Below are 19,230 nucleotides of genomic sequence, written 5' to 3' on the forward strand. Positions count from 1 at the left end.
GCCGGACTGGCAGGGCACCCCCTACGGCAGCAGGCGCCGCTCCTTCGCCACGGCCACCGCGCCCGCCCGCGTGTCGACGCCGAGCTTCGCGTAGATCCGGCCGAGGTGCGTCTTGACCGTCGCCTCGCTGATGAACAGGGCCCGCGCGATCTCGCGGTTGCCGAGGCCCCGCCCGAGCTGGCCCAGGATGTCCCGCTCCCGGTCCGTGAGGCTCGGCCCCGCCGCGCCCCGCATCCGGTCCATGACCCGGCTGGCGACCGGCGGGGAGAGGGCGGTGCGGCCCTGCGCGGCCGCGTGGATGGCGGCGAACAGCTCCTCGGGCCGTTCGGCCTTCAGGAGGTAGCCGGTGGCGCCCGCCTCGATCGCCCGGGTGATGTCGGCGTCCGTGTCGTACGTGGTGAGGACGAGGACGTGGACGCCGGTGGGCGCGATCCGGCGCGTCGCCTCCACGCCGTCGATGCCCGCGCCCAGCTGGAGGTCCATCAGGACGACGTCGGGCGTCAGTTTCGCCGCCATGGCGACGGCCTCCTCCCCGCTGCCCGCCTCGCCGACGACCTCGATGTCGGGGGTGCTGCCGAGCAGCGCGAGCAGCCCGGCGCGGACGACGACGTGATCGTCGCAGAGGAGGATCCGTACGGACATCACGACTCCAGGGACAGCGGGATCGCGGCCGAGAGCACGGTGCCCTCGCCGGGGGTGGACTCGACCGTCAGGGTGCCGCCGAGCTGCCGGGCCCGCACGCGCATCGCGGGCAGTCCGTGGCCGCGTACCCCGCCCGGCGTCTCGACGGGGTCGAAGCCGCGGCCGTCGTCGGCGATGTCCAGGACCACCTGGTCGTCGAGGTACGTCAGGGTCAGGGCGGCGGAGTCGGCGGCGGCGTGCTCGCGGATGTTCGCGAGGGCGCCCTGCGCGATCCGCAGCAGCGCCGTCTGCACCCGTTCGGGCAGCGGTACGGGCGCCCCGTCCACCCGGAAGGCCGCCGACTCGCGGGCGGCCAGACCGCGCAGGGCCTCTTCGAGTCCGCCCCCCTCGGCGAGGTCGGCGGGCGCGAGGTCGTGCACGAACCGGCGGGCCTCGGCGAGGTTGCGTTCGGCGATCGCCTCGGCGGTACGGACATGGCGGCGGGCGGTCGCCGGGTCGCCGTCCCAGGTGCGGTCGGCCGCCTGCAGCAGCATCTGCTGACTCGACAGGCCCTGGGCCAGCGTGTCGTGGATCTCCATCGACAGCCGCTGGCGCTCCGCGAGGGTGCCCTCGCGGCGCTCGATCGCGGCCAGCTCCCGCCGGGTGCGGATCAGGTCGTCGATGAGGGCCCGCTGGCGCGCCGCCTGCCGGTCGGAGTACACGAAGACCCCGGTGGCGATGGCGGCGACGGCAGGCGGCGCCACGATCAGGTTGGGGTCCCAGCCGCCGTGCGCGAGCTGGACCTGCGCGAACACCACGAACACGGTGAGCAGGGCGACCAGGCCGAGGGCCGCACGCGCCGGGAGGGTGCGGAGCCCCGTGTAGAAGAGCGGCACCGCGCACCAGGCGAAGCTGGGCGCGAGGACGACGAGGAGGATCCAGACCGCGACGACCGTGCCCAGCCAGGCGATCCGGCGCGGGGCGGCGCGGGTGCCGACGACGGGGCCGAGGAGGTACAGGGAGGCGAGGGCGCCGGAGAGGGCGATGATCCAGGGACTGCGGTCCTCCCAGGGGTGGCGCAGCAGGAAGCGGGCGAGCGAGGCGCCGAGGAGGAGGAAGAAGGCGATGTGCATGACCCGCGCCAGCCAGGGCGCGTCGGGGTCCCGCTCGGCCTCCGCCGGCAGCGGCCCGGCACCACCCTCGCCCCGCTGCCCGGTGGCCGCCGGGCGGGGGGTGCGTCCGGCTCGCCGTCCGGGTGTCGCCGGGCGGGTGGCGTTCTCGTCCTGCCCTCCGGTCTCCTCCGACCGTGTCACGTTCCCGCCCTCCTGCCCTTCCGACCTGGGGATATCGGTCCATCCTGGCCCGGTGGGACCACGGCGGCATCAGCCGATCGGCTGACCCGGCCGTCCTCCAGTGTGCGCGCGCGGGGCAGCCGGACCGTGGACCGGACGGCCCGGGTTGCGGCCACAGGATGGATCGCAGAGCGAAGGAACGGCACACCGCCCCGCCGCTCGGCCGACTTCCCCGTACGCACCCCACCTCACGGAGTTCCCCATGAAGAAGATCCTCTTCGGTGCCACCGCCGCCGCCGTCATCGCCGCCGGTACCTTCGGCGTGGTCTCCGCGAACGCCTCCGCCCCGGCCGCCGCCCCCGCCGCCGCGGTCCGCGCCGACGCCGGCAACGACAACCTCCAGCAGTCGACGCACCTGACGATCGAGGCCGCCACGAAGGCCGCCCAGGCCACCCTGGACGCCGCCGAGAAGGAGAACCAGCGCGTCTCCGTCGCCGTCGTCGACCGCAACGGCAACACCCTCGTCACCCTGCGCGGCGACGGCGCCGGCCCGCAGTCCTACGAGTCCGCCGAGAAGAAGGCGTTCACCGCCGTCTCCTGGAACGCCCCCACCTCCGAGCTCGCCAAGCGCCTCACCAACGCCCCCAACCTCAAGGACATCCCCGGCACCCTCTTCCTCGCGGGCGGCGCCCCGGTCACCGCCAAGGGTGCCCCCATCGCCGGCATCGGCGTCGCCGGCGCCCCCTCCGGCGACTTCGACGAGAAGTTCGCCCAGGCGGGCGTCGCCGCCCTCGGCAAGTAAGACCGACAAGCAAGCAAGGCCGACGAGCCAAGCAAGGCCGACGAGCCAAGCACGGCCGACGAGCCAAGCACGGCCGACAAGCAAGCACGGCCGACAAGCAAGCACGGCCGACAAGCCAAGCAAGGCCGACAAGCGAGTAAGGCCGACAAGGCCGACGGCCCCGCAGCCGGTGACGGCGCCCGGATCCCCCGCCGGGCGCCGTCACCTTTTCCGTATCCGTCCTGCTTAGGATCGGTACGTGAACCACAGCCGGACCCGAGCGGCGGCCACGGCCCTCGCCACCGCCCTCACCACCCTCGCTCTGCTCGCGGGCGGCTGCACCACGGCCCTGAGCGGTGTCCGGGGCACCCCCGGGGCCGCCGGGCTGCGCGACCCGTACTTCCCGAAGCTCGGCAACGGCGGCTACGACGTACGGCACTACGCCCTGACCCTCGCCTACGACCCGCGCACCGGGAAGCTCGACGGCACCGCGGAGATCACCGCCCGCGCCGGCCAGGACCTCAGCGCCTTCAACCTCGACCTGGCCGGCCTCACGGTCGGTCGCGCCTCGGTCGACGGCGAGCCCGCCGCGGTCAACCGGGCGGGGAACGAGCTGACGCTCCGGCCGCGCGAGGAGATCCGCGAGGGCGCGGAGTTCCGCACCACCGTCACGTACGAGGGCGTGCCCGAGGCGGTCACCGACGCGGACGGCACCCGGGAGGGCTGGCTGCGCACCGACGACGGGGCCGTCGCGGTCGGGCAGCCCGTGGGCTCCATGACCTGGTTCCCCGGCAACCACCACCCCTCGGACAAGGCCGGGTACGAGATCACCCTCACCGTCCCGGCCGGCCTCGAAGCCGTCTCCAACGGCGTCAGGACCGCCCGCCGCACGGCGCCGGACGGCCGTGTCACCACCGTGTGGAAGGCGCCCGAGCCGATGGCGAGCTACCTGGCGACGGTCGCGATCGGCCGGTACCGGACGGACACGGCGACCGCCCTCGGCTCCGTGCCCGTGCTGACCGCCGCCGACCCGGCGGTCGCGGCGAACAGCGCCGCGCTCCTCGACGAGATCCCGAAGATCCTCGACCGGCAGACCCGGCGCTTCGGCCCGTACCCCTTCACGGCCGCCGGGGCGGTCGTCACCGAGGACGGCACCCTCGGCTACGCCCTGGAGACCCAGACCCGGCCCGTGTTCCCCGCGTCCTCCTTCGACCGGACGATCCTCGTCCACGAGCTGGCCCACCAGTGGTTCGGCAACTCCGTCACCCCCGCCACCTGGCGCGACCTCTGGCTGAACGAGGGTTTCGCGACGTACGCGGAATGGCTGTACGCGGAGGAGTTCGGGCACGTCCCCGCGCGCACCAGCTTCGCCCGTGCCTTCGCCAAGGACATCAACTGGACCTTCCCGCCGGCCGATCCGCCCGCCGCCGAGAACCTCTTCGACCCGCCCGTGTACCAGCGGGGCGCGATGGTCCTCCACAAGCTGCGCGAGACCGTCGGGGACGAGGTCTTCGGCGAGATCCTGCGCGGCTGGCCCGCGAAGTACCGGCACGCCAACGCGTCCACGGCCGACTTCACCTCCTACGTCGAGGCCGTCGCCGGACGGGACCTCGACGGCCTGTGGGACGTCTGGCTGTACGGCGACGGGAAGCCGGACCGGCCGTAGCCGCCGGGTTCAGGAGGCCAGGCCCTTGCGCAGCACCACGCACGGGCGGCCGTGGACGCGGTCCGGGCGCCGGTCGGTCTCCTCGTAGCCGAGGGAGGTCCAGAAGGCCAGCGCGTCCGGGTTGTTCTCCAGGACGGCGAGCCGGAGGCCGGTGCGGCCCTCGGCGCGGAAGCGGTCCTCGACGTACGCGGCGAGCCGGCTCCCGTGGCCGGCGCGCCGCTCGTCCGCGTGGACCAGGAGGAGCCCGAGCCACGGCTCCGGTTCCGCCGGGTCGGGGTGGCGGCCGAGCGTCACGGCGACGGCGACGAGCCGGCCCTCGGAGCGGGCCAGGAGGACTTCGGCGGTGGGCTCGGCGAGCTCGTCGGCGAGGGCGGCTGCGACCTGCTCGGGGCGGATGTCGGACGGGTCCGGGACGTCACCGCTGAGCTGCTGGAACCTCTCGTCGGACGCGTAGAGCGCGGTGAGTTCGGTGAGCAGCGGAGCGGGGAGGGCCGCACCGTCCTCCAGGGCCTTGGGCACGAGGGCTTCGACGATCACGCGGGCAAGGGTAGAGCCCCGGCCGGGAATCCGGACCGGGGCTCTCACCGTGTCGACGCGTCAGGGGCCGACGGGATACGCCGGGGACGGCGCGGGGGGCGAGGCCTCCTGGGTCAGAGGTTGACGCCGAAGTCGCGGGCGATGCCCTCAAGGCCCGAGGCGTAGCCCTGGCCGACCGCGCGGAACTTCCACTCGGCGCCGTTGCGGTAGAGCTCGCCGAAGACCATGGCGGTCTCGACGGCGGCGTCCTCGGAGAGGTCGTAGCGGGCGATCTCGGCGCCGCCGGCCTGGTTGATGATGCGGATGTACGCGTTCCGCACCTGGCCGAAGTTCTGCGAGCGGTTCACCGCGTCGTAGATGGAGACCGGGAACACGATCTTGTCGACGTTCGCCGGGAGGCCCGCGAGGTTGACGTTGATCTGCTCGTCGTCGCCGCCGCCCTCGCCGGTGCGGTTGTCACCGGTGTGCACGATGGTCTGGTCCGGCGTCGACTTGTTGTTGAAGAACACGAAGTGCGCGTCGGAGGCGACCTTCCCGGCGGCGTCCACACCGATCGCGGAGGCGTCGAGGTCGAAGTCGGTGCCGGTGGTCGTACGGACGTCCCAGCCGAGGCCCACGGTGACAGCGGTGAGGCCCGGGGCCTCCTTGGTCAGAGAGACGTTGCCGCCCTTGGACAGGCTCACAGCCATGGAAAGTCCCTTTCATCGTGATGTCGTCGCCTGGAGAAACGCGTGCGCGCCTCCGGCGGTTCCCGGAGGCCTCCCGGCGAAAACAGGATGACTCCGATGGCCCCCTGCGGGGAACATGGGGGGCATGTCCGGTCCGTATCCCATCCGCGGCTCCGTCTCGCTCCCCGAGGCCGAGCTCCAGTGGCGTTTCTCGCGTTCGTCGGGTCCGGGCGGACAGCATGTGAACACCAGCGACTCCCAGGTCGAGCTGCGCTTCGATCTCGCGGCCACCGAGTCGCTGCCCGAGGTGTGGAAGGCCCGCGCCCTGGAGCGACTGGCCACCCGCCTCGTCAACGGGGTCGTGACGGTCCGCGCCTCGGAGCACCGCTCCCAGTGGCGCAACCGCGAGACGGCGGCGGTCCGGCTGGCCGCGCTCCTCGCCGAGGCGACGGCCCCGCCGCCGAAGCCCCGCAGGCCGACGAAGATCCCGCGCGGGATCAACGAGCGGCGGCTGCGGGAGAAGAAGCAGCGCTCGGAGACCAAGCGCACCCGCCAGTCGCGCGACTGGGGCTGAGCACGGCCGGCCCCGCCGGAAACCCGGCCCGCGCCCGCAGGAGCCCGGCCGGCGTCCACGGAAGCCCGGCCCGCGCCCACCGGATCGCGGCCCGCGCCCACCGGAGCCCGGGGCCGTCAGGACAGGTGCCGGTACTTCCCCTGGTAGTACGTGAGCGGCCCGCCCTCCGCGGCCACCGCGCCGACCTCCAGGACCCGGCCCACGACGAGCGTGTGGTCACCGGCCACGACACGGCTCTCCGTACGGCACTCCAGCGTCGCCAGCGCGCCGCCCATCAGCGGGGCGCCGCTCGTCCCGCCGCGGGTGTACGGCAGGTCGGCGAAGAGGAGCCGGTCGCTGACGCGGTTCTTCATCGCGAAGCGCCCGGCGATGTGCCGCTGGTTCTCGGAGAGGATCGACACCGCCCACACAGGGACGTCGGTGAGCAGGTCGTCCATGCGGGAGCCGTTGCGGAGGCTCACCAGGACCAGGGGCGGATCGAGGGAGACCGACACGAAGGCGGTGGCCGTCATGCCGACGTCCTCGCCGCGCGGGCCGTCGTCGGGGTCGTGCGCGGTCACGAGGACCACGCCCGCCGCGAGGCGGGACATCGCCGCCCGGAAGTCGTCGTTGCTCACCCCCTCAGCATGAGGGATGGCCAGATCGGACACGGGGGGCGAGGCGGGCGTCTTCTGCAGCACACCTCGCACGCTAGTCCGGGCGGTCCGGGGGCCGCATCGGGCGGGGGGACCAGTCCGGCACCCCCGCCGGTCCTAGGACCCGGGGCGGCGCCGGCCCGACCCGCGATGACCTGCTGTGACTTGAGTCACAGAGGCGAGTATTTGCTGACCCTGTGTACCGGCTACGCAGCTCGCTGTGATTCAGTGGCGGGGACAGTGCAACACGAAGCCGATGAGAACCCTGGAGTTGCTGTCGAGGTCTCGGGGAGAGCGAGCGATGGAGACCGAGTCGGAGCCGTACGTCCGTCTCTCGACCCTGCGGCAGCTGCATCAGGTCGTGGCGGACCTCAACACTGCGCGCAGCCTGGCGGACACCCTGCAGACCGTCGCCGACGGTGTCGTCGCCGGTCTCAACTACGAGCTGGCCTGCGTCAACCTCGTACGCCCCGACGGTGACCTCGTCGTCGCCGCCTTCGCCGGAAGCTCCGCCGCCGAGGCCCTGATCACCGGCCGGGTCGGCTCCCGCGCCTCCTGGGAGCGACGCCTCGCCATGGCGGACGCCTGGGGCGACCTGCGGTTCATCCCGCACACCGAGGGCTGGGTGCTCATGGAGGACGACGTCCCCCAGTGGCACACCGACGGCCCCGCGCCCCGCTTCGAGGACGAGTGGCACCCGCACGACCGCCTCTACGCCCCCATGTACGCGTCGGGCTCCGGCCGCGAGCTCCTCGGCGTCATATCCGTCGACCGCCCGCGCAACGGCCGGCACCCCGGCCCCTGGGGCCAGGAGGCGCTCCAGATGTACGCCTCCCAGTCGGCGATAGCCATCAGCAACGCCCGCCTCCGCTCCAACATGCAGCGCGCCCTGGTCCGCCTGGAGCGGGAGCAGCAGGCCCTCCGCGCCAGCGAGGAGTCCTTCCGCCAGGCCTTCGAGTACGCCCCCTCCGGCATGGCCATCGCCGAGATGGGTGGCGACCAGCACGGCCGGCTCCTCCGGACCAACGACGCCCTGTGCCGGCTCCTCGGCCGGCCCGCCTCCGTGATGCGGCGCTACTCCTTCGCCGACCTCGTCCATCCCGAGGACATAGGCACCCTGCTCCGGACCTCCGCCGAGGGCGGCCGGGCCGAGCTGCGGCTCGGGCGGCGCGACGGCACGTACGTATGGGTGTCCCTCCGCAACTCGGTCGTCGCCGACACCGCCGACGGGCCCCGCTTCCTCCTCACCCACGTCGAGGACATCGAGGAGCGCAAGCGCCACGAGCTCCAGCTCGCCCACCGCGCCTCGCACGACGCCCTCACCGGCCTCCCCAACAGCGCCGAGCTGCGCTCCCGGCTCTCCGCCCGGCTCTGCGAGCGCCCGGCGGCACCGGCCGTGGCGGCGCAGGCCGGCGGGTACGACTCCGCTCGCGACGGGGGCTACGAGACCTTCGGCGCCCCGGGCCCCTCCGGATACGAGGTGCCGTACGAGCACGAACACGAGCACGGCTTCGGCTTCGAGCCGGCCGGGGGCGTGGGGCCGTACGACCACCACGTCCACCTCGTCGCCCCTTCGGGCGGTGAGACCGACGACGGCACCAAGGGCCTCGCCGTCCTCTTCTGCGACCTCGACGGCTTCAAGTCGATCAACGACCGCTTCGGTCACCACACCGGTGACGCCGTCCTCATCGAGGTCGCGCGGAGGCTCACCACCGGCGTGCGGGACGGGGACACCGTCGCCCGGCTCGGGGGTGACGAATTCGTCGTCCTCGCCGACGGCCTCGGCGCGGCCGACGCCGCCGACCTGGCCGTACGCCTCCGCAACGCGATCATTCCGCCGATCCGGGTGGACGGCCGGGCGGTCCGCGTGGGGGCGAGTTTCGGCATCGGCTGGGCCGAATGCGGCATGTCCGTGGAAGAGGTCCTGAACTCCGCCGACCAGCGGATGTACGTGGAGAAACGCTCCCGCGCCAAGCTCCACCGGCGCGCGGGCTGAGGCGCGGAACACACCCTCGGCATGCCCCCGGCGACGCTGGGGCCGCTTCGGGGGTAGGTCCGTTCGGGGTAGGCTCGGCCGGTCGGCGACGGCTGGCGAGCATGGAGAGGAACCCGGATGGCTGCCGGTAACGACGGCGCGAACAAGCCCGAGAACGACGACCCGTTCGGCTACCTGTACGCGGACGGTCAGGCAGCGGGCGCACAGCCCCCGCAGGGTGGTGGCTACGGCTACCCCGGCCCCGCGGCGGCTCAGCCCGGCGTGCCCCGGACCTCGTACAACCAGGTCAGAACGGTCGGCGAGCGTCAGTACGGCGGGCCGACCCAGGGGCACGGGCAGGCCTACGTCCCGCCGCAGCAGCAGGCCCCGTACGGCCAGCCCCAGGCGCAGTACGCCGCCCCCGAGACGTACGGCGGCCCGCCGCGACAGTCCCCGCCGCCGCAGCAGCAGCGCGGTGGCTCCGGCCGTGGCCCCAACACCAAGGGGCTCCTCGTCGGTGCCGTCGCGGTCGTCGCGGTCGTGGTGATCGGCATCGCGGCCGCCGTGATCAGCAACAGCGGCGACAAGGACGACAAGGGCAACCAGGCCGGCGGCGGCACGACCGCGACCGCCCCCGCCCAGGTCTCCGAGAAGCCCACCCCGGAACCGAGCGCGGACAAGACCCCGGCGGAGCTGCCGAAGCAGGACGCGGCGATCCTCAAGCTGGGTGGCCCGGCGAGCCTCGACAAGACCATAAAGGGAGCGAAGGGCGCTGACGGCGCCTACGTGAGCTTCAACGGGGTGGGCGGCTCGGCCAGCTGGTCGGTCGACGTGCCGGAGTCCGGCGAGTACACGCTCCGCATCACCTACAGCGTGCCGGGCAAGGACGCCAAGACCTCGTTGACGGTCAACAGCGAACAGCCCCGAGGGCTGAACATGTCCAACTTCGCGAAGGCCGCCGAGGGCGACTGGGAGAAGAGCTGGACCTACACGTACGCCTACGTGAACCTGAACAAGGGCACGAACGCGCTCAAGATCTCGTGCGAGGCGGGCGATACCTGCGAGGCGGTCCTCGACCAGGTCTACCTGGAAGCCGGTCACACCGGAAAGGGCTGAGAAATCGCCTTCATCGGAGGCGATACGGAGTCGACCTGTGGGCGGCGCGATGTGCGCCGCCCACAGGTCCTTCGCTCGGCGTGATCAATCTGGCGGGTTTGCGGCCTACCAGCCGATGCAGCTGTTGACGATGGTGCCCGCGCTGTTGGCACGGGCCACCTGCACCCCGATGTTGAAGAGCCCGTTGGGGTGGGAGGCCGTGGTGTCCCACGTGCTGCGCGTCCCGTAGCCCTGGGTGTTCGTGCGCCAGGGCCAGTAGTGCGTCTTTCCCCAGACGTCGGTGGACACCAGCCGCAGCCGTACCCCGTAACCATCGGCCTGGACGTCGTCCAGGGCGAAGTGGATCTTCACGTTGGCATCGGGGCCGTGGTAGTTCGAGTAGGTCATCTCACCGTGGGCGCCCGTGGTTTTGCACGATGCGTCCCCGGTGTACTCCGCGGCGTGGGCCGTACCCGTCATCGACACGGACAGGGTCACGGCTGTGGCGAGGAGCCCGGCGGTGGTGGCGATGTGACGGCGCATGAGATTCCCCCTGAGCGGTGACTGATTGCGGTCGCGACATTATCGCTCGCTAGTTCGAAGCGCGTCCACGGGGATTGTCTGTTGTGGCCGGTATTCGATCATGAGGCGCCTGCCTGAATGAGAGCGAGAGTCGGTGATGGGCCGTCAGCCGGACGTTACGCGGAGTCGCTGAGCTGTTCCGGCGTCACCTGCGGCAGCAGCTCCTCGTAAGCCGGCGCGTCGAAGTCGCCGGCCGTCGGGGACAGGACCGTCGCCGCTGACAGGGCGACTGCTCGGGCGAGGCGGTCGGGCCAGGGGGTGGCGTCCACCAGGCCTGAGAGGAGGCTGGCGACGGCTGAGTCGCCGGCGCCTGTGGGGTTGCCCTTGACCGGGGCCGGCGGGGTCGCGCGCCAGAGGCCCTCGGGGGTGGCGGCGAGCAGGCCCTCGGGGCCGAGCGAGGAGACGACCGCGTGGGCGCCCCGGCGTCGGGCGTCGCGGGTCGCGCGCAGCGGGTCGCGGGAGCCGGTGAGCTGGGCCAGCTCCTCGGCGTTGGGCTTGACCAGGTCCGGGCGGGCGGCGATGCCGCGCCGCAGGGGTTCGCCGCTGGTGTCGAGGAGGACGGGCACGGCGGCCGCGCGGGCGAGCCGGACGAGTTCCGCGTACGCCCCGACGTGGATGCCCGGCGGGAGGCTGCCGCAGAGGGCGACCGCCTCGGCGCCGTCCAGGAGCGCGGTGAAGCGGACGCGGAACGCGGCCCACTCGGCGGGCGTGACCGTCGGCCCGGGCTCGTTGAGCTGCGTGGTGTCGCCGCTCGCGGAATCGACGACGGCGACGGTGCGGCGGGTGGGGCCGGCGGTCCCGACCAGCTCGTCCCGGACCGGCGTCGCGGCGAGCAGGTCCCGGAGCACGGCACCGGTCGCGCCGCCCGCGAAGCCGGTGGCGACGGTCTCGTGGCCGAGGGCGGCGAGGACGCGGGCCACGTTGAGGCCCTTGCCGCCGGGGCGTTCGACGACCTGGGTGACCCGGTGCGAGGCGTGCGGGGTGAGGGCGGGGACCCGGTAGGTCAGGTCGAGCGCCGTGTTGAGGGTGACCGTGAGAATCACCTGTTCGACCCCCGTGCTCCGTGTACTCCGTGTGAAGTCCTGCGGAACACACGTTCCGACGGGCACTGATCATGCCAAACGAAAGGCGGTTGGCCCAGACCCCCGGCCGACCGCCTCTCGTATGACCCCTGATCAGACGGCCCGTACCCCGCTCAGGCCGCCGTCGGGTCCACGATCCACTGGCCCTTGCGCATGACGCCCTTGAGGTTGAACTCGGCGTCGAGGACCGCGATGTCGGCGTCCTTGCCGGGCTCCAGCGAGCCGACGCGGTCGTACACGCCGAGGAGCCGGGCGGGGTTGGCGGAGATCGCCTCGACGATCGCCGGGACGGGGAGGCGGTCGATGGTGGCGGCGCGCTTGAACGCGCGGTCCAGGGTGAGGGTCGAGCCGGCGATGGAGTCGCCTTCGACGAGGCGGGCGACGCTGTCCTTCACCTCGACCTCGAGCGTGCCGAGCATGTACCGGCCGTCGCCGAAGCCCGCCGCGTCCATCGCGTCGGTGATGAAGGCGACGCGCGCGGGGCCCGCGTGGTGGAACGCGAACTCCAGGGCGGCGGGGTGGAGGTGGGTGCCGTCGTTGATGAGCTCGACGGTGATCCGCTCGTCCTCCAGGAGGGCGGCGATGGGGCCCGGCGCGCGGTGACCGAGGCCGGGCATCGCGTTGTAGAGGTGGGTGGCGACGGTCGCGCCCGCGTCGATGGCCTGGACGGTCTGCTCGTACGTCGCGTCGGTGTGGCCGATGGCGGCGATCACGCCGTGCTCGGCGAGGAGGCGTACGGAGTCGATGCCGCCGGGCAGCTCGGTGGCGAGGGTGACCATCTTGGCCTGGCCCCGGGCGGCGTCGACCAGCTTGCGCACCTCGGCCGGGTCGGGGTGGCGCAGCAGCGTCTCGTCGTGGGCGCCCTTGCGGCAGGGGGAGATGAACGGGCCCTCGAAGTGGAGGCCGGCGATCTCGCCCTGCTCGGCGAGCTCGGAGAGCATCCCGGCCCGGTGGGTGAGGAAGTCCATCTCGCCGGTGACGAAGGAGGCGACGACGGTGGTGGCGCCGTGCAGCCGGTGGGTGTGGACGCCCTTGAGGACCTCGTCGACGGTGCCGGAGGTGAAGGAGGCGCCGCCGCCGCCGTGGTTGTGCATGTCGACGAAGCCGGGGACGAGCCAGTGGCCGGTCAGGTCCACGACGGGCGCGCCCTCGGGAGCTGCGCCGGTGATGCGGTCACCCGTGACGATCACGCGTCCGTTCTCGACGATCCCGGTGGGCAGCACGACGTGTGCGCCGGCGAGAACCTTGTGATCGGCCATCAGGTGGAAACCTCCGAGTCGGTGGAGTGCTGGTCGGCGAGCAGGTCCCAGGCGAGAAGGCCCGCGCCCAGGCATCCGGCGGTGTCCCCGAGGGCTGCCGGGACGATGGCGGGCAGCTTCTGGAACGTGACTCGCTCCTCCACCGCGGCCCGGAGTGGTGTGAACAAGGTTTCCCCCGCCTCGGCCAGACCGCCACCGATGACGAGCGTGCGCGGGTCCAGCAGGGTGAGCGCGGTGACGAGGCCGTCGGCGAGGGCGTCGACGGCGTCCTGCCAGATCCGGAGGGCGGCGGTGTCGCCGGACTCGACGGCCTTGGCGCAGCCGGCGGCGTCGGCGTCCGGGTCGCCACTGGCCTCGGCCCAGGCCTGCGAGACGGCGGAGGCGGAGGCGTACCGCTCCAGGCAGCCGCGCTGGCCGCAGGGGCAGGCGGTGCCGCCGGGCCGGACGACGATGTGGCCGATCTCGCCGGCGTAGCCGTGGGCGCCGGCCTCGATGCGGTCGCCGATGCCGATGGCGCCCGCGATGCCGGTGCCGAGGGGCACGAAGAGGAAGCGGTCGGCGCCGTTGCCCGCGCCGATGCGGCCTTCGGCGAGGCCGCCGGTGCGGACGTCGTGGCCGAGGGCGACGGGGATGCCGTCGAGGCGGCCGCTGAGGAGTTCGCGGAGGGGAACGTCGCGCCAGCCGAGGTTGGCGGCGTAGACGGCGATGCCGTTCTCGGCGTCGACGATTCCGGGGACGGCGACTCCGGCGGCCGCGGCGGGCTGTCCGAACCGCTCCGCGCCGAGGGTGCGGAGGTCTTCGGCGAAGCCGAGGATCGTCTCCACGACCGCCTCGGGGCCGCGGTCGCGTCCGGTGGCGCGGCGGGCCTCGTGGAGGAGTGTGCCGTCCGCCCCGACGAGGGCGGCCTTCATGCCGGTGCCGCCCACATCCAGGGCGATGACGTGTCTCACGGGGGACAGTCTGGCGCGCGGGTACCCAAAAGGTCTAGTCCACTGCCGAGGATTGTTGCGTACGGATACAAAATCGGGGCCCGTCATACGGCCATGCTCCCGCCGGTGTTGCGGAAGTGACACCCCAGTGGTGTAGACCTCAGTCGGCCGCCGGGAGAGAATTGCGGCCCTGCGCAGGGCGAACAAGACGCTCGGAGCAGCTCAACGACGAGCAAAAGGTGGATGAAGCCGTGGAGCGGCGACGATTCCTTGGACTGACCGCGGCCGCCGCCGCACTCGGCCTGACCGCCACGGTCGCCGGCTGCGGCTCCCTCGGGGGCGACTCCGGCGACGTGACCCTGAGACTGGTCGCCGCCGACTACGACCTCACCGGCGGAGACACCACCAAGAAGTACTGGTCCGACCTCGTCGCCGCCTTCGAGGCCAAGCACCCCGGAGTCACCGTCGAGGTACAGGTCGAGTCGTGGGACGACGTCGACCGCAAGGTCGCCGAGATGGTCGAGGCCGACCAGGCCCCCGACATCGCGCAGATCGGCGCCTACGCCGACTACGCGGCCGCCGGCGAGCTCTATGCCGCCGACGAGCTGCTCTCCATACCCGTACAGGCCAACTTCCTCGCCCCGCTCGTCGCCGCCGGCGAGCACAAGCGCACCCAGTACGGCATGCCGTTCGTGGCCTCCACCCGGCCCCTCTTCTACAACAAGGCCCTCTTCGAGGACGCCGGCGCCGAGGCCCCCACCACCTGGGCCGGGCTCGCCGCCGCCGCCGAGAAGCTGAAGGACAACGGTGTCGCCACCCCGTTCGCGCTGCCGCTCGGCCCCGAGGAGGCGCAGGCCGAGGCCCTGATGTGGCTGCTCAGCGGCGGCGGCGGCTGGACCGACGGCGCCGACCGGTACGCCATCGACTCCGACGCCAACGTCCACACCTTCGACTGGCTCAAGAAGAACCTGGTCGGCAAGGGCCTCACCGGGCCCGTCGCCCCCGCCAAGCTCAACCGCAAGGCCGCCTTCGCCGCCTTCGCGAACGGCGACGTCGGCATGCTCAACGGCCACCCCTCGCTCCTGAAGGAGGCCGCCAAGAAGGGCGTCGAGGTCGGGCAGGTACCGCTCCCCGGCGTCGACGGTCCGGCGAAGGCCGCCATGGGCGTCGCCGACTGGATCATGGGCTTCAAGCAGAACGGTCACCGCAAGGAGATCGGCGACTTCCTGAACTTCGTCTTCAGCGACGAGAACGTGCTGAAGTTCGCCGGCGACAACGACCTCCTGCCGGTCACCGTCAGCGCCTCCACCCGCATGGAGACCGACGCCGAGCACGCCAACCTCCGGGTCTTCCTGAAGACGCTCCCGGACAGCCAGCTCCCGCCGGTCGGCAAGACCTCCTGGGCCAAGGTCAGCGAGAACATCAAGCAGAACATCGGCAAGGCCGTCACCCCGGCCGGACGCCCCGCCGACGTCCTCGGCTCCATCGGCCGACTGGCGACGGCGGCGGAGAACGCCGAGTAGGGGTAATAGGTTGGTCCTATGACCGACGACCGGGAAGCGGCGCACGCCGCCCACGACGACGAGAGCGGGCTCGGTGAGCGCGAACGGGCCCTCCTCGCCGTCGAGCGGCGCTCCTGGCCCGGGCCCGGCGCCAAGGAGCGGGCGGTACGCGAGCGGCTCGGGCTCTCCCCGACCCGCTACTACCAGCTCCTCAACGCGCTCCTCGACGATCCGCGCGCCCTCGCCCACGACCCGGTGACCGTCAACCGCCTGCGCCGGGTCCGGGCCGAGCGGCAGCAGCGGCGCTGAGGCCGCCGAGGAGGACGCCCCGCTGACGACGGGCGGCTCGCGTGGGTAGGGTCGGGGCATGGTCAGCAGCCTTCCGCACCCGACCACATCCGCCGGTCGCGACGGTCTGGCCGCGTTTCTCGCGCGGCCCGAGGAGGCCGTCGTCGCCCTTGACTTCGACGGCACCCTCGCCGAGATCGTCCCCGACCCCGAACAGGCCCGCGCCCACCCCGGCGCCGTCGCCGCGCTCGCCGCCCTCGCCCCCCGGGTCGCCTCCGTCGCCGTGGTGACAGGACGCCCCGCCGGGGTCGCCGTCCGCTACGGCGGCTTCGCCGGTGTGGCCGGCCTGGAGCACCTGGTGGTCCTCGGCCACTACGGCGCCGAACGCTGGGACGCCGTCACCGGCACCGTCCAGGCCGCCGCCCCGCACCCCGGAGTGGCCTCCGTCCGCGCCGAACTCCCCGGCTTCCTGGACCGGGCCGGCGCCTGGCCCGGCGTCTGGATCGAGGAGAAGGGCCGCGCGGTCGCCGTCCACACCCGCCGCGCCTCCGACCCCGAGCGGGCCTTCGAGGCGCTGAAGGGCCCGCTGGGCGAGCTCGCCACCCACCACGGCCTGATGCTCGAACCGGGCCGGATGGTCCTGGAGCTGCGGCCCCCGGGCATGGACAAGGGCGTGGCGCTCGCCGAGTACGTACGGGAGGTGGGTGCCGGGTCGGTGCTGTACGCGGGTGACGACCTGGGCGACCTGCCCGCCTTCGCCGCCGTCGAGAAGCTCCGCTCCGACGGCACCCCGGGCCTCCTGGTGTGCAGCGGCTCCACCGAGGTGCCGGAACTCACCGAGCGCGCGGACCTCGCGGTGGCGGGCCCGTCGGAGGTCGTGGACTTCCTGGCGGCGCTGGCGACGGCGGTACGGGGGGACTGAGCGGGGCCGGACCGGCGGGGGCCCGGGGCCACGGGCAAGGAGGGGCCGAGCGGGCCGGGGGCCCGGCCCGCTCACCTCAGGAGCAGGTCGACCAGGCCCGTCAGGTCCTCCTCTCCGCTGCCCACGGCCAGCCGTCGGCGCATCAGTGCGAAGTAGGGCTCGATCAGCTCCGGGCTGACGCCCTGCTGCTCGGCCGTGGCCAGGAGGGTCGCCGTGCCCGCCACCTGCATCTCCAGGCTGGAGACGACGTCCGCGGTGAGGTCGCCGCTCTTGAGCTGGGCGGCGGTCTGCAGCACGGCGGGGCCCGCCATCGCCGCGATCCAGCCGGAGAGCAGCGGAGCGAACGCGGTCGGGTCGATGTCCTCCCTGCGGATCAGGGCGAAGGCGTGCGCGACGCCCCCGAACATGCCGTACATGGCGCTCAGCAGGGCCACGTCGTGCAGCGCCGCGAACCCGGCGTCCTCACCGACGTAGTTCGTGCCGACGGGGACGGCGAGGGTCTCGCGGTGCTCCTCGAACAGCTCCCGCGAGCCGCTGTAGAAGACGTACCCGCCGGCCTCCGGGACACCGACCATCGGCGGGACGGCCATGATGCCGCCGTCCAGGTAGCGGGCCCCCCGCTCCTCGGCCCAGGCCGAGCGGGCCCGGGCCTGGGCGGGGGTCGTGGTGGTCAGGTTGACCAGGTCCTTGCCGGTCAGGTCGACGCCGTCCAGGGCCGCGCCGACGGAGGCGTCGTCGAGGAGGCAGACGATCACGAGAGGGCTCGCCGCGACGGCGGAGGCCGCGCTGTCCGCGGCCTTGGCGCCCTCGGGGACGAGCGCCTCGGCACGGGCCGGGGTGCGGTTCCAGACGGTGAGCGGGTGGCCGGCGTCGAGCCAGGTACGGGCGAGGGCGGTGCCCATCGCACCGAGGCCGAGGAGGGTGACGGGGGAGTTCTCAGCGGGGTTCCGTGTCATGTCGACAAGGCTGCTGCCGACCTCTGACCTGCTCAAGTACCCACTTGCAAGTGGGTGGTTACCCTGGGGTGAGCGAGCAGGTCGGAGGGGTGGGGAGTATGGCGACGTCGAACCGGCCGGAGGCCGGCGGTGGGCACGTCTGCGGGATCGACACCGCGATGGAGGTGATCGGCGGCAAGTGGAAGGTGCTCATCCTCTGGGCGCTCCACCAGCAGCCGCACCGCCGTTTCGGGGAGCTGCGCCGGCTCGTCCCGGGCATCACGGAGAAGGTCCTCGCGTCCCATCTGCGCGAGATGGAGGCGGACGGCGTCGTGGACCGCGTCGCCTACGACGAGGTGCCGCCCCGCGTGGAGTACGCCCTGACGAAGGACGGCATCCGCCTCAACGAGGCCCTCGAACCGCTGGCCGCGTGGGGGCGCGACCGGGCGGACGCTACGCCCTGAGGGCCTCCAGCTGGTCGAGGAACCAGCGCTGCGGGGGGAGGGCCGTGGCCGTCGCCGCGAGTCGCTTGGAGCGGTCGGCGCGCTCGGCCGCCGGCATCGACAGGGCCGTGTGGAGGGCCTCGGCGGTCTCCGAGACGTCGAAGGGGTTCACCGTGAGGGCGTCCTCCTTCAGCTCGTCGTAGGCGCCCGCGCCCGTCGACAGGACCAGGGCGCAGCCGCCCTCCGAGACGACCGGTATCTCCTTCGCGACCAGGTTCATGCCGTCGCGGACCGGGTTCACCAGGGCCACGTCGGCGAGCCGGTAGGCGGCGAGGGAGCGGGGGAAGTCGTCCTTGACGGAGACCAGGACCGGCTGCCAGTCCGGCGTGCCGAACTCGGCGTTGATCTCGTCCGCGAGGGTGGCCACCGAGGCCGTGTACGCCCGATACGACTCCAGGTCCTGCCGCGAGGGGTACGCGGAGGCGAGGTGGACCACCCGGTCGCGCCATTCGGGGTGGGCGGTCAGCAGCTCGCGGTAGGCGAGCAGACCGCGCAGGATGTTCTTCGACAGTTCGGTGCGGTCCACGCGGACGATGGTCTTCCGGTCGCCGACCTCCTCGCGGAGCCCGGCCAGCCGCTCGTCGACCCCTGGCCGGTACGCGAGCGCCCGCAGCTCCTCGCCGTCGACGCCCAGCGGGTACACCTCGACCCGGGTGTCCGCGGCGCGGTCGCCCGCGCAGCCCCGGAACGCCGCCGCCCACTCCTTCGTGTGGAAGCCCAGCTGGTCCGCGCCGAGCATGCCGCGCAGCAGCTCCTCGCGGATGTCGTCCGGGAGCATCCGCAGGTACTCCGGTGAGGCCCACGGGGTGTGGGTGAAGTGGGCGATCCGCAGGTCGGGGCGGAGCTCGCGGAGCTGGCCGGGGACGAGGGCCAGGTGGTAGTCCTGCACCAGGACCGCGGCGCCGTCGTCCGCCTCGGCGGCCAGCGCCTCCGCGAAGGCGCGGTTGTAGCTCCGGTACGCGTCCCAGCGGCGCCGGAACTCCGCGTCGAAGACGGGTTCGCGCGGGACGTCGTACAGATGGTGGTGGAGGAACCAGAGCACCGAGTTAGCGATGCCGTTGTACGCGTCGGCGTACGTGTCCTGGTCGATGTCCAGCATCCGTACGCCGGGCTCGCCGACACCGCGCCGGACGGCCTCGCGGTCACCCGCGCCGAGCGCCGCGCACACCCACAGGCTGTCCTGGGAGGACACGGCGCTCAGTCCCGAGACCAGGCCGCCGCCGCCCCTTCGGGCGTCGAGCGAACCGTCTTCACCGAGCACGTACGAGACGGGCCCCCGGTTGGATGCGACGAGCACAGTAGCCATGTGGCGAACCTAGCCCGTCCCGTAAACGCTCAAACGTACGTATACGAGACGGGTGGTTCCGGCCACGGAGGGTGGTCG

20 protein-coding genes are annotated in these 19,230 nt (G+C 72.9%); 9 read left to right on the forward strand and 11 right to left on the reverse strand.

All coding sequences use genetic code 11. The features are described 5' to 3' along the window. Nucleotides 1-21: 21 nt before the first annotated feature. Both AMK29_RS34475 and AMK29_RS34480 read right to left on the reverse strand, forming a co-directional pair. The gene (locus AMK29_RS34475; RefSeq protein WP_073820020.1) at nt 22-642 is read right to left on the reverse strand and encodes a response regulator; all 621 of its coding nucleotides are present in this window, start codon (nt 640-642) and stop codon (nt 22-24) included. Beyond that, a complete protein-coding gene (locus AMK29_RS34480; protein ID WP_073820071.1) occupies nt 642-1,754 on the reverse strand; it encodes a sensor histidine kinase in 1,113 nt (370 codons plus the stop codon). Before AMK29_RS34480 ends, AMK29_RS34475 begins: the two co-directional genes overlap by 1 nt. A 421-nt stretch (nt 1,755-2,175) precedes the next feature. On the opposite strand from AMK29_RS34480, the gene AMK29_RS34485 reads away from it, so the two are divergent. After that, entirely contained in the window at nt 2,176-2,715 is a 540-nt protein-coding gene (locus AMK29_RS34485; protein ID WP_073820021.1) for a GlcG/HbpS family heme-binding protein, read from the forward strand. A gap of 238 nt (nt 2,716-2,953) precedes the next feature. After that, nucleotides 2,954-4,360 (forward strand): M1 family metallopeptidase, encoded by a 1,407-nt coding sequence (locus AMK29_RS34490; RefSeq protein ID WP_073820022.1) that lies wholly within the window; start codon nt 2,954-2,956, stop codon nt 4,358-4,360. Between the two features lie 9 nt (nt 4,361-4,369). Here the strand turns inward: AMK29_RS34490 and AMK29_RS34495 are convergent, their stop codons facing one another. Both AMK29_RS34495 and AMK29_RS34500 read right to left on the reverse strand, forming a co-directional pair. After that, complete coding sequence (locus AMK29_RS34495; protein ID WP_073820023.1) at nt 4,370-4,897, reverse strand: GNAT family N-acetyltransferase; 528 nt, start codon at nt 4,895-4,897, stop codon at nt 4,370-4,372. A 113-nt stretch (nt 4,898-5,010) separates the two neighbouring features. Continuing rightward, entirely contained in the window at nt 5,011-5,586 is a 576-nt protein-coding gene (locus AMK29_RS34500; protein ID WP_073820024.1) for a TerD family protein, read from the reverse strand. 115 nt (nt 5,587-5,701) lie between these two features. Here AMK29_RS34500 and arfB point away from each other — a divergent pair, with 115 nt between their 5' ends. Next, complete coding sequence (gene arfB / locus AMK29_RS34505; protein ID WP_073820025.1) at nt 5,702-6,139, forward strand: alternative ribosome rescue aminoacyl-tRNA hydrolase ArfB; 438 nt, start codon at nt 5,702-5,704, stop codon at nt 6,137-6,139. A 116-nt stretch (nt 6,140-6,255) separates the two neighbouring features. On the opposite strand, the gene AMK29_RS34510 is transcribed toward arfB, so the two are convergent. Next, nucleotides 6,256-6,819, reverse strand: coding sequence for a flavin reductase family protein (locus tag AMK29_RS34510; protein ID WP_073820026.1), 564 nt, complete (start codon nt 6,817-6,819; stop codon nt 6,256-6,258). Nucleotides 6,820-7,075: 256 nt separating this feature from the next. Here AMK29_RS34510 and cdgB point away from each other — a divergent pair, with 256 nt between their 5' ends. After that, nucleotides 7,076-8,770 carry a diguanylate cyclase CdgB gene (gene cdgB / locus AMK29_RS34515; protein WP_073820027.1) on the forward strand — a complete coding sequence of 565 codons (1,695 nt, stop codon included), beginning with the start codon at nt 7,076-7,078 and terminating at the stop codon, nt 8,768-8,770. A gap of 117 nt (nt 8,771-8,887) precedes the next feature. Beyond that, entirely contained in the window at nt 8,888-9,865 is a 978-nt protein-coding gene (locus tag AMK29_RS34520; RefSeq protein WP_073820028.1) for a carbohydrate-binding protein, read from the forward strand. Between the two features lie 105 nt (nt 9,866-9,970). Here the strand turns inward: AMK29_RS34520 and AMK29_RS34525 are convergent, their stop codons facing one another. The 4 genes from AMK29_RS34525 to AMK29_RS34540 form a co-directional block, all read right to left on the reverse strand. After that, complete coding sequence (locus tag AMK29_RS34525; RefSeq protein WP_073820029.1) at nt 9,971-10,387, reverse strand: hypothetical protein; 417 nt, start codon at nt 10,385-10,387, stop codon at nt 9,971-9,973. Between the two features lie 155 nt (nt 10,388-10,542). Continuing rightward, on the reverse strand, nt 10,543-11,469 hold the full coding sequence (locus tag AMK29_RS34530) for a 1-phosphofructokinase family hexose kinase (RefSeq protein WP_073820030.1): 927 nt from the start codon (nt 11,467-11,469) through the stop codon (nt 10,543-10,545). Nucleotides 11,470-11,621: 152 nt separating this feature from the next. Next, nucleotides 11,622-12,767, reverse strand: coding sequence for an N-acetylglucosamine-6-phosphate deacetylase (nagA, locus tag AMK29_RS34535; protein ID WP_073820031.1), 1,146 nt, complete (start codon nt 12,765-12,767; stop codon nt 11,622-11,624). After that, nucleotides 12,767-13,717: an ROK family protein gene (locus AMK29_RS34540; protein WP_073820032.1), complete on the reverse strand. Its 951-nt coding sequence runs from the start codon at nt 13,715-13,717 to the stop codon at nt 12,767-12,769. The genes nagA and AMK29_RS34540 overlap by 1 nt, the downstream gene beginning before the upstream one ends. A gap of 218 nt (nt 13,718-13,935) precedes the next feature. Here AMK29_RS34540 and AMK29_RS34545 point away from each other — a divergent pair, with 218 nt between their 5' ends. From AMK29_RS34545 to otsB, 3 genes are read left to right on the forward strand one after another with little or no spacing between them, the layout of a single operon-like run. Beyond that, entirely contained in the window at nt 13,936-15,219 is a 1,284-nt protein-coding gene (locus AMK29_RS34545; protein ID WP_073820033.1) for an ABC transporter substrate-binding protein, read from the forward strand. Between the two features lie 18 nt (nt 15,220-15,237). Further along, entirely contained in the window at nt 15,238-15,507 is a 270-nt protein-coding gene (locus AMK29_RS34550; protein WP_073820034.1) for a DUF3263 domain-containing protein, read from the forward strand. 58 nt (nt 15,508-15,565) lie between these two features. After that, complete coding sequence (otsB, locus tag AMK29_RS34555) at nt 15,566-16,408, forward strand: trehalose-phosphatase (protein ID WP_073820035.1); 843 nt, start codon at nt 15,566-15,568, stop codon at nt 16,406-16,408. Nucleotides 16,409-16,479: 71 nt separating this feature from the next. Here the strand turns inward: otsB and AMK29_RS34560 are convergent, their stop codons facing one another. Continuing rightward, nucleotides 16,480-17,364: an NAD(P)-dependent oxidoreductase gene (locus AMK29_RS34560; protein ID WP_073820036.1), complete on the reverse strand. Its 885-nt coding sequence runs from the start codon at nt 17,362-17,364 to the stop codon at nt 16,480-16,482. Nucleotides 17,365-17,462: 98 nt separating this feature from the next. Here AMK29_RS34560 and AMK29_RS34565 point away from each other — a divergent pair, with 98 nt between their 5' ends. Continuing rightward, on the forward strand, nt 17,463-17,807 hold the full coding sequence (locus AMK29_RS34565; protein WP_073820037.1) for a winged helix-turn-helix transcriptional regulator: 345 nt from the start codon (nt 17,463-17,465) through the stop codon (nt 17,805-17,807). Here the strand turns inward: AMK29_RS34565 and AMK29_RS34570 are convergent. Further along, nucleotides 17,797-19,152, reverse strand: coding sequence for an alpha,alpha-trehalose-phosphate synthase (UDP-forming) (locus AMK29_RS34570; protein ID WP_073820038.1), 1,356 nt, complete (start codon nt 19,150-19,152; stop codon nt 17,797-17,799). The genes AMK29_RS34565 and AMK29_RS34570 overlap by 11 nt on opposite strands. Between the last annotated feature and the right edge of the window lie 78 nt (nt 19,153-19,230).

The organism is Streptomyces sp. CB02261 (assembly GCF_001905665.1).
GTDB lineage: Bacteria > Actinomycetota > Actinomycetes > Streptomycetales > Streptomycetaceae > Streptomyces.

Bases quoted from the DNA above. Each gene is read 5' to 3' on its own strand.
- AMK29_RS34475 (WP_073820020.1), bottom strand. From the start codon at position 642: ATGTCCGTACGGATCCTCCTCTGCGACGATCACGTCGTCGTCCGCGCC.
- AMK29_RS34480 (WP_073820071.1), bottom strand. From the start codon at position 1,754: ATGCACATCGCCTTCTTCCTCCTCCTCGGCGCCTCGCTCGCCCGCTTC.
- AMK29_RS34485 (WP_073820021.1), top strand. From the start codon at position 2,176: ATGAAGAAGATCCTCTTCGGTGCCACCGCCGCCGCCGTCATCGCCGCC.
- AMK29_RS34500 (WP_073820024.1), bottom strand. From the start codon at position 5,586: ATGGCTGTGAGCCTGTCCAAGGGCGGCAACGTCTCTCTGACCAAGGAG.
- arfB (WP_073820025.1), top strand. From the start codon at position 5,702: ATGGGGGGCATGTCCGGTCCGTATCCCATCCGCGGCTCCGTCTCGCTC.
- cdgB (WP_073820027.1), top strand. From the start codon at position 7,076: ATGGAGACCGAGTCGGAGCCGTACGTCCGTCTCTCGACCCTGCGGCAG.
- AMK29_RS34520 (WP_073820028.1), top strand. From the start codon at position 8,888: ATGGCTGCCGGTAACGACGGCGCGAACAAGCCCGAGAACGACGACCCG.
- AMK29_RS34525 (WP_073820029.1), bottom strand. From the start codon at position 10,387: ATGCGCCGTCACATCGCCACCACCGCCGGGCTCCTCGCCACAGCCGTG.
- nagA (WP_073820031.1), bottom strand. From the start codon at position 12,767: ATGGCCGATCACAAGGTTCTCGCCGGCGCACACGTCGTGCTGCCCACC.
- AMK29_RS34550 (WP_073820034.1), top strand. From the start codon at position 15,238: ATGACCGACGACCGGGAAGCGGCGCACGCCGCCCACGACGACGAGAGC.
- otsB (WP_073820035.1), top strand. From the start codon at position 15,566: ATGGTCAGCAGCCTTCCGCACCCGACCACATCCGCCGGTCGCGACGGT.
- AMK29_RS34560 (WP_073820036.1), bottom strand. From the start codon at position 17,364: ATGACACGGAACCCCGCTGAGAACTCCCCCGTCACCCTCCTCGGCCTC.
- AMK29_RS34565 (WP_073820037.1), top strand. From the start codon at position 17,463: ATGGCGACGTCGAACCGGCCGGAGGCCGGCGGTGGGCACGTCTGCGGG.
- AMK29_RS34570 (WP_073820038.1), bottom strand. From the start codon at position 19,152: ATGGCTACTGTGCTCGTCGCATCCAACCGGGGGCCCGTCTCGTACGTG.